At 61.2% G+C, this 11,876-nt stretch carries 12 protein-coding genes; 4 read left to right on the forward strand and 8 right to left on the reverse strand.

Annotation, left to right across the window (positions count from 1 at the left end; genetic code table 11):
• Positions 1-4: 4 nt before the first annotated feature.
• Positions 5-691, forward strand: a complete 687-nt coding sequence (locus Q7S58_RS18215) for a thiamine phosphate synthase (protein WP_304829269.1) — start codon at positions 5-7, stop codon at positions 689-691.
• On the opposite strand, the gene Q7S58_RS18220 is transcribed toward Q7S58_RS18215, so the two are convergent.
• The 6 genes from Q7S58_RS18220 to Q7S58_RS18245 form a co-directional block, all read right to left on the reverse strand.
• Positions 645-1,568: a redoxin domain-containing protein gene (locus Q7S58_RS18220; protein WP_304829274.1), complete on the reverse strand. Its 924-nt coding sequence runs from the start codon at positions 1,566-1,568 to the stop codon at positions 645-647. The two genes, Q7S58_RS18215 and Q7S58_RS18220, sit on opposite strands and share 47 nt — an antisense overlap.
• On the reverse strand, positions 1,568-2,203 hold the full coding sequence (locus Q7S58_RS18225) for a cysteine hydrolase family protein (RefSeq protein WP_304829277.1): 636 nt from the start codon (positions 2,201-2,203) through the stop codon (positions 1,568-1,570). The genes Q7S58_RS18220 and Q7S58_RS18225 overlap by 1 nt, the downstream gene beginning before the upstream one ends.
• Positions 2,204-2,232: 29 nt before the next feature.
• On the reverse strand, positions 2,233-3,132 hold the full coding sequence (locus Q7S58_RS18230) for a cation diffusion facilitator family transporter (protein WP_304829280.1): 900 nt from the start codon (positions 3,130-3,132) through the stop codon (positions 2,233-2,235).
• 97 nt (positions 3,133-3,229) lie between these two features.
• On the reverse strand, positions 3,230-3,751 hold the full coding sequence (locus Q7S58_RS18235) for an adenine phosphoribosyltransferase (RefSeq protein WP_304829283.1): 522 nt from the start codon (positions 3,749-3,751) through the stop codon (positions 3,230-3,232).
• A gap of 84 nt (positions 3,752-3,835) precedes the next feature.
• A complete protein-coding gene (locus tag Q7S58_RS18240; protein ID WP_304829286.1) occupies positions 3,836-4,597 on the reverse strand; it encodes a peptidoglycan DD-metalloendopeptidase family protein in 762 nt (253 codons plus the stop codon).
• Between the two features lie 115 nt (positions 4,598-4,712).
• Entirely contained in the window at positions 4,713-5,360 is a 648-nt protein-coding gene (locus tag Q7S58_RS18245; RefSeq protein ID WP_304829289.1) for a protein-L-isoaspartate(D-aspartate) O-methyltransferase, read from the reverse strand.
• A 178-nt stretch (positions 5,361-5,538) separates the two neighbouring features.
• Here Q7S58_RS18245 and Q7S58_RS18250 point away from each other — a divergent pair, with 178 nt between their 5' ends.
• Together Q7S58_RS18250 and Q7S58_RS18255 are read left to right on the forward strand one after the other, a co-directional pair.
• On the forward strand, positions 5,539-6,336 hold the full coding sequence (locus tag Q7S58_RS18250; RefSeq protein ID WP_304829292.1) for an alpha/beta fold hydrolase: 798 nt from the start codon (positions 5,539-5,541) through the stop codon (positions 6,334-6,336).
• A 30-nt stretch (positions 6,337-6,366) separates the two neighbouring features.
• Entirely contained in the window at positions 6,367-7,737 is a 1,371-nt protein-coding gene (locus Q7S58_RS18255) for an LLM class flavin-dependent oxidoreductase (RefSeq protein ID WP_304829296.1), read from the forward strand.
• A gap of 175 nt (positions 7,738-7,912) precedes the next feature.
• Here the strand turns inward: Q7S58_RS18255 and Q7S58_RS18260 are convergent, their stop codons facing one another.
• Together Q7S58_RS18260 and Q7S58_RS18265 are read right to left on the reverse strand one after the other, a co-directional pair.
• Complete coding sequence (locus Q7S58_RS18260; RefSeq protein ID WP_304829299.1) at positions 7,913-9,580, reverse strand: multicopper oxidase family protein; 1,668 nt, start codon at positions 9,578-9,580, stop codon at positions 7,913-7,915.
• A 252-nt stretch (positions 9,581-9,832) separates the two neighbouring features.
• Positions 9,833-10,264, reverse strand: coding sequence for a hypothetical protein (locus Q7S58_RS18265; RefSeq protein ID WP_304829303.1), 432 nt, complete (start codon positions 10,262-10,264; stop codon positions 9,833-9,835).
• A gap of 815 nt (positions 10,265-11,079) precedes the next feature.
• Here Q7S58_RS18265 and Q7S58_RS18270 point away from each other — a divergent pair.
• The gene (locus Q7S58_RS18270) at positions 11,080-11,589 is read left to right on the forward strand and encodes a hypothetical protein (RefSeq protein ID WP_304829306.1); all 510 of its coding nucleotides are present in this window, start codon (positions 11,080-11,082) and stop codon (positions 11,587-11,589) included.
• Positions 11,590-11,876 lie beyond the last annotated feature (287 nt).

Genomic DNA, 11,876 nt, shown 5'->3' on the forward strand with positions numbered 1-11,876 from the left:
CAAGTTGGACGCGCGCCCGCGGGCCGGCTTCAAGCTCTGCCTGATCACGGATAGGCGCGTCGTAAAGAGCGGCAACCTGATTGCTGCGTGCGAGGAAGCGCTCGCGGCGGCGGCTGAAGTCGCACCGGCGGGCGCGGTCGCGCTGCAGCTCCGCGAGAAGGACCTCGAAGCGCGCGAGCTATACGAACTGGCGCTGCGACTGCGCGCGATCTGCACTCGATACGGCGCGCTCCTGCTGGTGAACGATCGCGTGGACGTCGCGATCGCGGCGGGCGCCGACGGCGTGCAACTGCCATTCGATTCGATTGGCGCGAGCATGGCGCGCAAGCTGCTCGGGCCGAATCGATTGATCGGGAGTTCGGCGCATTCGCCGCCCGACGTTTCGGGCGCCGCGCGCGAGGGCGCCGATTTTGCGCTGTTCGCGCCGGTGTTCGATCCGATTTCGAAACCGCCGACGACCCATGCCTGGGGAATCGACGGGCTCGCGGCGGCGTGCCGCGCGGGCGCGATTCCGGTTTTTGCGCTCGGCGGAATCACGCCGGAGCGCGCGCGCGAATTGATCGCGAATCCCGACGCCAGCGCGCGTCCGGCAGGAGTCGCCGCAATCGGATCGATCATTGGCGCGGATTCGCCCGCGCGAGCGATCAAGGCGATGCTGGCGGCGCTGGATTTTTCGCACCCTGCGCGCTGATCGCTGATTTCGCGGCGTCGAGCAAAGTTTCGATTGTCGGGAGCTCGCGATAATAAGGCGACGTGAAAATCCATCGCACAACGCCCTCGCGATCGGCGACGAAGAACGCGGGAATCGCGTTGTCGGGCTCGCCATTGCGATGATGCTGCACGAGTCCAAGCGGCGCGAGCACGCTTTCAGAATTGTCGCCTAGCAGCGGAATCGAGGTGCGCAAAAATCGGGAGAGCATCTTCGATCGATCGGCCTGGTCGGCGCTGATCGCGATCACCTCGACGCCCGCCTGGCGGAAGTCTTCGGCATGCGCAGTCAGGTCGGCAAGCTCGTAGCGCGCGAACGGGCAGTAATCGCCGCGATAGACGTAGATCAACGTCGCATTGGCTCCTGGAGCCGACGCGCCGTGCCGAATCGAGTTGTTCTGATCGCTGAGCGCGAACGCTGGAAAGCGGTCACCAGGCGCGAGGTTCAACTCGAACAGCGGATTCAAGGTCCCGCGCATCGTGTAGCTCACGAATCGCCCGCCGCCGACGCCGACAGCGATGCCGCCGAGTATAGCCAGTATCGAGAAGCCCAGCTTCGCGTGCGGCGAGCAAAGACTCAGCGCGAGCCGAATCGCCGCGAGCATGATGCCGAGCGCCGCGGCGAGCATCAAAAACGCCGGCCACGGAATGCGATCGTGGATGCCCATCCATCCGACCGACCAGAACGATACCAGCACGTATTCGTAGAGCCCGAATCCGCAAGCTGTAAGTATCAGCGCCGCGATCGCGCGAACCGGCTGAAACGGCGGCGCCATCCACGCCTCTTCGTGCGCTACCTCCTCAGTGCGTTCGTCCTCGACGGCGGGCTCGACGCACTCCGGATTTTCGCACGCCGCCATCAGTTGAATATTCGAATTCGCAATTCTTCGAATGAAATTATCTGAACGCCTTGCTGCGACCACTTCTCGAGAAAGTCCGCTCGATCGGCGCTGGCGCTCGCGATCGCTTCCTTGACGACATGCAGCTTGGGCCCGAGGCCGATCAGTTCCGTGATCACGCGATCGACGCAGGCCTCGGTGTAAACGCCATAGATGACGATATCTGCGATCGGTTGCAGCAGCAGGCGCAACACGGTGCGCACGTGGGCGTTACGCACAAACGACTCGAATTGCCGGCGATCGAAAATGATTTCGCCCTCGTGATGCAAAATTTCCTGGATCTCTTCCGAGCTGTATTCCTTGCTTTCAAGAAACAGCGGATTGCGCGGCGCGGTCTCGTCGATTTTTTTCTCGCCCGGGGTTCCCACGATGCAATGATCGGGGTAGGGACCGCCGTTGCTTTGGAGCAATGGGTCGTCGGGCGCGTGATGATCGATCGAGCACACGACTTTGACGCCAGTTTCGCGCGCGAGATCCGTCAGCGCCGCCAGCACCGGCACGACCCGCTCGGCGTCGGGCATGTGGTACTTGCCATCGAGCAGCAGAAAATCGCGCTGCGTATCGACGTCGTAAAATACGGTGGCATCAAGCTTCATCGGTGGATTTTCAACGCGCTGCCACGCGATCAGTAGTGCTCAGGCTCATGCTCGCGGCGGCTGTCGCGCTCGAGCTGCAACGTCAGATGATGAATGTTGAACTTGTTCTGCAGCAAGTGGCACATGTCAGCGAGCACGCGATCGCGATCGGCCTCTGCGGTGACGACCGCATGCGCCGACAGCGCAAACTGGCGCGTGGTGAGGCACCAGACGTGAAGATCGTGCACTTCCTCGGTGCCGTCGATGGCGAGCAGGTCGTTGCGCAATTGATCCAGATCGACGTGCGCCGGCACCGATTCCATCAGGATGTCCACGCCCTCGCGCACCAATCCCCACGAACTGTAGAGCACCAGCCCGCCAATCAGAATGCTCACCGCGGGATCGGCCTGTTCCCATCCGGTGAAGTAATCGAGCGCGCCGGCTATGAGCACGCCAAACGAGCCGATCAGATCCGAAATGACATGCAGGAAAACCGATCGCAGCGCCATCCCGGACATGTGGCCGGCGGCCGCCGACGTCATCCACGCGGAGAATGTGTTCACGGCGATACCGATCACCGCGACGATCATCACCGCGAGTCCCGATACCGCGTGCGGATGGCGCAGCCGGTCGATCGCTTCGAACCAGATGAACACCACCAGCAGCCACAGGAAGAGTCCGTTTAGCAGCGCGCCAAGAATTTCAGCGCGCAGATAGCCGTAGGTCTTGCCGCTCGACGCGGGCCGCGTCGATATCCAGAGCGTCAGCAAGCCGAGGCAGACCGCCGCGATATCCGTCAGCATGTGCACCGCGTCGGACAGCAGGGCGAGACTGCCGGCCCAGTAGCCGCTCACCAGTTCAGTGACGAAGTAGAGCGAGGTGACGACGAGAACTATTACCAGCCGCCGCCGATCGGATTGCACATGGGAATGAACGACGCTGGCTTGCACATCACGACCTGCGCGCAAATTCGCGCCGATCGCACGGTCGCGGATTGAGGCGCGGCGCGTTCGCGGCACTCATCCGGCGCAGTCGAGCAGGCATCGTTCAATCATAGTGGATCAGCGAGTAGCAGTTGATCGGCGCAAGCCGCTCGCGTCCCTTGAGAGCGTCTAGCTCGACTACGAATGCGCATCCGATCACGTTGCCGCCGACCATGCGGACCAGCCGCACCGCAGCCTCGGCGGTGCCGCCGGTCGCGAGCAGATCATCGACGATCAGCACGCGCGCCTGGTTGATAATCCCGTCCTGATGCATCTGCAAGGCCGCCGAACCGTATTCGAGGTCGTAGCTCTGATCGACGGTGTGAAACGGCAGCTTGCCGGGTTTGCGAACGATCGTGAGGCCGACGCCGAGCCGATACGCGACCGGCGCGCCGATGATAAAGCCGCGCGATTCGATCCCCAGCACGATATCCGCCGCGCCGAGGAATTGTTCCGCGAGATGATCGACCACCGCGGCGAAGCCGCGCGCGTTGCCGATGAGCGGCGTGATATCGCGGAACAGGATTCCCGGCTTGGGAAAATCCGGGATGTCTCGAATCAGATTTTTTATCTCTGCTGCTGTCATTTCAACCCGGTCGCGAATCTATGGAGTTGCGCTGCGACGCCTAGAGACTACTAGCAGGCCGAGCAGAATGGAATTTCGCGCGCGCTACGAACCGCCGGCTTCGGCAAAACTGATACCGCTGCTGGTCGTTGGCTGCGGCAGATACGCGAGCGGATCCTTCGCCAGATTGTAGCATCGCACTTCGAAGTGAAGATTTGCGCCGTTAGTGCGGCCGGTGCGCCCGATCTCGCCGATCTCCTGCCCGCGGCGCACGCGCGCGCCCTCGGCCACCAAGTTGCGCTCCTGATGCCCATACACAGTCGCGTAACTATCGTCGTGGCGCACGATCACCGTGTTGCCGTAGCCGTGCAGCTTGCCCGAGAAAATCACGGTGCCGCTATCGGCCGCATAGACTGGCGTGCCGGCCGGCGCTGAGATGTCCACGCCGTCATGCATCGCGCCGTTGCGCACGCCGAATCCCGAGGACACGACACCGTGCGCCACCGGCCACAGAAATTGCCGCGACGATCGCTCGCCGTTGTACCGATGCGCGCCCGACGCTCCGATCCCGCCGAGCGAGGCTTTCTGATACGCGCCGGGAATCACCAGCGTCTGGCCGACGTAAAGATCCCACGGGCTCCTCAGCCGGTTGGCCTTCATCAGGCCCTCCGGACTGACTTTGTAGCGCCTTGCGATTTGAAAGACGGATTCGCCGGCGCTGACCGTGTGCGTCACCTGGCGCCGGCGCGCGAGCATCGCGGTGACGTCGGGCGAAGTAGGGGTGCTGCTCTCGCCGCATCCGGCGAACAGGAGCGCGGCAACGATCGCGAGCGTCATCGCAACCGCCGCACCCGGCGTCCCCGGCATCCACCTATCCCTTCCGCCCTTCACCACCGCGCGGCGCCCACCTCATCCGACAGGGTCTCACACCCTGATTACGTTCGGACCACTCCGAACGTTGCGGCCAGTTCGATTGCCGCCGCTATTCCTTGAAGCCGTGCTTACCGATCATCTTTACGAATCGGCATTCGCCGAAATATTCCTCGTTCCATTGGCCGGTGCGACGGCTGATGCGTACCAGCGTCTGCAATTCATCTTCGCCGATCGGTGCGACCAGCCGGCCTTTCGGCGTCAATTGATGCAGCAGCGGCATCGGAATTCCGGGCATCGCCGCCGTCACCATGATCACTTCGTAGGGCGCATGCTCCGGCAATCCTTCGGAACCGTCGCCATAGTGCAGAACCACGTTGCGGATGCCGATCGAGGTCAGGATCACGCGCGCGCGATCGTGCAGATGCTCGATCGATTCGACCGAATGAACCTCGCGCGCCAGATGCGACAGCACCGCGGTCTGATAGCCCGAGCCGGTGCCGACCTCGAGCACTTTCTCGTGGCCCTCGAGCTCTGCGACTTCGCTCATCAGCGCAACCATGTACGGCTGCGAGATCGTTTGCGAATCGCCGATCGGAAGCGGGCCGTCGTCGTAGGCATGATCGTGGAGTTCGGCGGGGAGGAAGCGATGGCGCGCGACGGCGCCCATCACTTCGAGCACCCGAGCGTCGCGGATTCCGCGCTTTTCGAGTTGCTCGACCACCATCCGCTTGCGCGCGTCTTCCAAATCGATTGCCATACGCAGCTCGCATTATAGCGATCAGCGGCGCGCTGATTAAGCCGTCCCGCCGGTCGTTTTGAGCATGGCCAAATCCGATTAGATCGCCGCTCCCAGCAACATACCGATCGGTTTGTAAAATCCCCCGCGGCTGTGTTAGGCGGTTTGAGCATCGGGATTGCGAAGGATTGGTGCGCGAATGGCTCAGGAATCCACTGCGTGGCATGAACAAACCGTCAAGGTCGATGGCACCGAACTGGTCGTCGTCAAAGGCGGCAGCGGACGCCCGCTGCTGGTGCTGCACGAGGAACTCGGGCATCCGGGCTGGCTCAAATGGCACGCCGACATCGCGCGCCGCCGCACCGTCCTGATTCCGCTTCATCCCGGCTTCGGCCGCACCGAGCGCGCCGAGTGGATCATGAACATGCGCGACATGGCGGGTCTGTATGCGCGCTATCTGAAGGAGAGCAGTCTCGCGCCCGTCGATGTGATCGGGTTTTCACTCGGCGGATGGATTGCCGCCGAAATGGCCGCCGCGAATCCGTCGCAGTTCCGCAAGATGGCGCTGGTGGCGCCGATGGGAATCAAGCCGCCGACCGGCCACATCCTGGATTTCTTCCAGATGATGGCGCCGCAGCAGATGGTCGCGTCGGTGCTCGATCCCGCGAATACGGCCGAGTACGGCGATCTCTACGGCGGCGGCCCCACGCCGTTGCAGTTCGAGAACTTCGAGGAAGCGCGCGCGCAATGCGCCCGGCTCGCGTGGCAGCCGTTCATGCACAATCCGTCGCTGCCGCATCTGCTGGGCGTCGCGGCCGGATTGCCGACGCTGATCGTGTGGGGTAAGGACGACGCGGTGGTGCCGGTCAGCGCCGCCGAATCGTATCGCGATGCGATCGCCGGCGCGCGCGTCATCACTTACGACAAGTGTGGTCATCGGCCCGAGATCGAACGCTCGGCCGAATTTATTTGCGAGCTGGAAACTTTTTTTGGCTAACTCGAGCCAACTCGAAACGGAGATGCTGCGATGCACATAATGTATTTCACCGAGCGTCCGTATCGTCACGTCAGCAACGACGAGATCATCAAGAACGGATTTTTCGGCCTGCCCAATCAGCAATTCGACGCACAGAAGGGCGCGCAGTTGCTCAACGAATATCTCGACGAAAAGACGCTCGCCGAGGAACTCGGCTTCGACGGCGTGATGCTCAATGAGCATCATGACACCGCGTTCTGCATGGGCTCGGTGATGAACGTCGAGGCGTCGATTCTCGCGCGCATCACCAAGCGCGTGAAGATCATTCTGCTCGGAAATCCGCTGCCGGTGGTCGGCAATCCGCTGCGCCTCGCCGAAGAACTTTCGATGATCGACATGATCTCGGGCGGACGACTGGTCACCGGATGGGTGCGCGGCGCGGGCAGCGAGCAGTTCGCGACCAACGCCAATCCCGGCTACAACCGGGAGCTATTCAACGAGGCGCACGACCTGGTCGTCGATGCGTGGACCAAGCCCGGTCCGTGGCGCTACGAGGGCAAGCATTTCCACTATCGCTTCGTCGATCCGTGGGTGCTGCCGCTGCAGAAGCCGCATCCGCCGATCTGGATTCCCGGACTGCTGAGTCCCGAGACGGTGATTTGGTGCGCGCAGCATCGATATCCATACGTCGCGCTGGCCACGTTCCTCGAACCGACCGTCGAGCTTTGGAACATTTATCGCGACGCGGCGGCGAAAGAGGGCTATCAGGTCGGGCCCGAGAATTTCGGCTATCTGCAGAAAGTCTTCGTCGCCGAGACCGAAGAGAAAGCGCACGAGATCGCCAAGTGGGACATGTTCGGCGGCGCCGGAATCGGCTACAGCCTGTTCGGCCAGCCGCAGTGGATGTTCCCGCCGGGATACAACTCGAAGGAGGCGACTCGCCGCGTCGCGCGACAATTCTCCGATCCGAATGCGGTGCAGGGCAGTCCCTTCGGCGGCTTTGCGCCGTCGAGCGAGGAGAAGATCGCGCAATCGCAAATCGATGTCCGCGCCGGCGCATGGACGCAGCCGCAGATCGACGTCGCGGCCACCCGCAAGAAAATCTTCGACGCGTTCCCGCAAGTCGAGCGCTCGATGCAGGTCATTTGCGGCACGCCAAAATCCGTCATCCCGAAAATCCGCAAAGTGCTCGAGGTGCTGCGGCCGGGGATCTTCGGCTTCTGGCAGAACGACGGACCAATCTCGGCGGCTGATCGCGTGATGAACATGCGCCTTATCGCGAACGAAGTGATGCCGGCGACGCGCGAGATCGCCAACGAACTCGGACTCGTCTCGCCGTTCGATGTGAAGCCGGGCTCGCGTCCGTTGCCGGCGTCGGGCGTGCCGGAATCGGTCGGTTCGCTCGCCCCGCTCGCGTCCTGACGAATCCAGTCTCGAAGAGCACGAAGATAGGAGGCCGAAACCCCTCACGGGTTTCGGGCTTCCTGGGGCATTAGGATAAGGATGCGCGCTACGCGCTGTTAGTAAAAGATGCGAGCCCAGTATTCCGGATCACGCGCTGACAACGAATCCCGCCGAAATTCCCGAATGTTTTCCGCTACGGATTCACCCGGATCGTTGCCATCATGCCGCCGTCCTCATGCTCCAGGATATGGCAGTGATAAACAAAGTCGCCGATATCCGGGCCGCGGAAATCCATCCTCACCTTCACGTTCGGGAACGGCTGCCCTCTGGTCCAGAACGGCACGTCGACCGTATCGAGAAACTGCTGCTCCTTTTTCGGTACCGGCTTGCCGTTGCGCTCCAGTAGCAGAAAATGAATCTGGTGGATGTGGAACTCGTGCGACTCCAGCGAGCGATTCTCCACAACCCAGTCCTCGACCGATCCCTGCTTCGTGATAATCGCGGGCGGGTTGTTCGGATCGAACAGCACCCGCGGTTGCCCGTCCACGGTGATGAAGAATTCAACGCTGCCCTCGTTGGGGTCGCCCGGATCGGTGGAAAACTCCGAGAAGATGAGCTTGCGATTCGCGGTCACCTGCGCGTTCGCGAGGCCTTCAAACCGCTGCTTGTTGGCAGGTCCCGAGACCGCTGGAATCGCCATCGCGCGCGCGGCGCCGACCGTAGCGACAGTCTGGATCGTCGCGATCGGCCGCGCCGGATCGAGATCCCCGTCGGGTCCGGTGTTGACGGCTCGGGTCACCAGGATTGCGCTACTCACCTTTCGCTTGGGCCCAACGACAATGAACTCGGCGCGACCGGCGGTAGGTACCAGGATGTGCTTCGCGTTCACGATTTTGCCGCGCCGCGTGCCCTCTTGCGATCCAGTAGGGACGCCATCGAGCGCCACGATCTTCAGTTGCTGTGGCTTGCCATCGTAGAGCAGTTGCAAGTCGAGAATAGTTCCTGCGCATGCGTTGAGGACGCGCCAGAACTGCTTCTGTTTGGCGGGCATCTGGATGATTGCGGGCGGGTAGTTCGGAAAGGGAATCGGCACATAGTTGAGCGAGATGTCCCATGCCGGAACGCTGGGACCACTGGGTGCGCCGGGCACCTGATTGTCTCGGACAATCAGAAGTTGCTGCGGCAATCCGGCAACTTTTGGCTGCAGGTTTTCGATCCCATCGACGACAATCGCGCCCGACGCGCCGCCTTGAACCGCGGCCTCTGCTAGACCGTGAATGTGCGGATGGTACCAGTAAAGGCCGGCTGGTTCGTCGGCGGGAAACGGAAGATCGTAGGTGAACGACTGCCCTGAATTAATCATGGTGAAAATTACTTCGTCCTGATGACACGTCGGCGGAGTATTGGTGCCGTGATAGTGAATGTTAGTCGAGGAATCGTTCATCGTAGCGGCGCCGCAAGTGCTACCGGACGCCGCCGACATCTGCATCTGCATCGCGGTCGAACTGGTCGAATTCGGCGTGTCGTTGGTGAGCGTGATCTGCAGGCGGTCGCCGGGCTTCACGTGCAGCGTCGGCGACTGCTGACCGTCGGGCAATACGTAGCAGAACAGCGTATTGCCGTTTGGGTCGAGCGCGGTCTGATACGACAAGTTCAGTTTAAGGACGCCACTGCTGCTGAATAGATCTGGCGGCGGCGTGATCGCGCTGCCGGGCAGAAATCGAGCACAGGCGCCGGCACCCTGCGCGAAGGCGGCGGGGATTCCCCACAGTTGAATCGCGCCGAAGGCCGCTATCGCGGCGAGCAGCCGGACGGCGGCCGGGCGGGGCAATTTGCAGAGGTTGTGGCCTACGATTCTCATAGCTGGCTCCGTGGGACGGCTATCGCGGGGCGGGAAATAGCGACCGTTTTTGAGTTTGAGTATGAGAATTATTATCAATAAGCCCGCGATGTCAAACGATTCGACGCCGTTCGCCGCGATTCCGCGGTACGCATTGCTTCAAAGAGGATCCTTCTGGCAGGATCGCCGCTCTGGATTCAGAGCATTCGCACAGGTTTGAGAAACGGAACCTGAATGGCGAGCGTGACGCTCGCGGACAATGAAATGAGGCGCTCAGCTGCGAGCGATATCGCCAGGGCCGGTAAACGGCGCACGCACTTCCGTCAGCGCGACGATTCGCCACGTCTTGCCATCGTGGCGCAGCGTGTAGCAGGCGCGGAGCCGCTCGATCACGGCGCCGTCGCGCTTGTAGCGCGTCACATCGGCCAGCAGCATCGCGAGCTTTTCCCCGAGCGGCCACGCCTTCATCAGGTCGATCTCGGAGCGCGCCCAGCCGCGATTGTGAATTCCGATCATCATCTGCGTATAAAAATTCTGCCGCGCCGCTTCGTCCGCGACGATCGTGGCCGCGCGCTCGCCGCTCACAATCACGTACGGCAGATCGAACATCTGGAGGAACAGATCGATATCTTCGCGATTGAAGGCGTCGATGTAACCGCGGTAAAACTCTTCGATCTCTCGCGCTAGCTGTTCGCTGTTGGCCATTGCTGTCCTTTCGATGCTGAAGCCCTCGTTGAATGCAGTCTCGATCGGACCGTTGGTCGGGGTGGCCGGATTTGAACCGGCGACCACACGCACCCCAAGCGTTAAAGAACCTTTTTCAAAGATATCGTTCAGTAGCGCTCGATATCAACCAAACCCATGATGGACGGGGCTCTCCGTTCGTTCAGCAAAACATGCGACCGATACCGAGTAATACCGAAATTTACTGAGAGTCCCCACAAAAGTCCCCACAATTCAGTTATCGGCTTTCCGCGCCGAAGCCAAGCGCGTTCTGAAATGGTGCCAAGCCTGGATTCAAGGATCCCAGCAAGATCGTGGAGTCCCCCTACCCGGCGACGCTTTACTACAGCCTCTTGAAGAACCTGCCCGGCATTTGGCTGCGCCGAGACACGCCGATGTCGTTTCTGAAGAGAATGGGCCTACTCGACCGGAATCTTTATTTTGATGCTCGCGCTTGCTGAAGGTCTTGGATGGCTTAGTACCCACGGCATAAGCTGGGTCGCCGACCGTAATCCGTGCGCCGCATGGAAGGCTGGCGTCATAGGAAGCATCGAGCCGGGTGCCGACTGCCGCTGATTGGCTTAGATTCTCTTTGGTGTCTATGCAGGCTTTCCGCGAGCGCATGGAAGACAGCGTGTGCATGTCCGCTGACGATCCGCGCCTGCGAAAATAAACTCGCTGGCGGGGGCCGCCGGGAGTCGTGGGGATTAGCCCCATGTGCCCCCACTTAGCCATGCGGCCCCGCTGGCAACTATCCGCCAGTTTAATAGATCTGGAAAGATTACAAAGGAAATCTGATGAACTTGAAAGGAATCGTTGCTGCCGGAGCACTCCTTTTGCTCCTGCCGGTTGTCGCACTTGCCCAAGACGACCTCTCCGCCGACATCGCTGAATCGTCGCGGGGATGCTTACTTCACCACTGTCCCCCTCCGCCTCCGAAAATGGACGGCCACTACTACGGTGAGCTTGTCGATAGACACTTCGGCAAAATCCCAGTGGAAATTATACCGGCTCAGGGGTCCCCGAGTGGGCTGAAGATTTTTGGTTCCTGGACCGATAACCAGGGAGATGATGGCCCGATCAAAGGCCTGGAGCGGCCGAAGGGAATTGGAGGCACGTTTGGCCTCAAGCTTTTTATCAGCGGTCCGGAAGGCCTTCTGAAATGCCGCGCGGTTCTAAACGGGGCGTGGTCCCCAATTCAGGCCGGCTCTTGGGTGAAGAACATGGCCGGCGTCTACAGCTGGAAAGGCTGCCATCAGGGCGATGGAGGCACCTTCTCGGCTACGACTGACCCTAACCCTGAGTGAGGGGTTTTCGGTTATAGCCAGCTAGAGGACTCGCACGAAGACGGAAACTTTATCCGGTGGTTTTCGTTCGGGCCCGAGTACGGAATAACCTTGAGCTTTTAGTCACGGCTTGGGCGCCCGACGTCTCCAACTTTGTACGTTGCGCGCGAACTAGTGGCCTGTAACAGTGACATTGGTATCGGAATAGATGCGATGGTTGGGGTCGCGATAGGTCCACTTGATGGGTTTGGGAGCGCGGTTGTAGTGACGGATGTAGCGCATCAGCTTGCGGGCCAAGTCCTTAACCG

Origin of the sequence: Candidatus Binatus sp., assembly GCF_030646925.1 — a bacterium.
Classification (GTDB): domain Bacteria; phylum Desulfobacterota; class Binatia; order Binatales; family Binataceae; genus Binatus.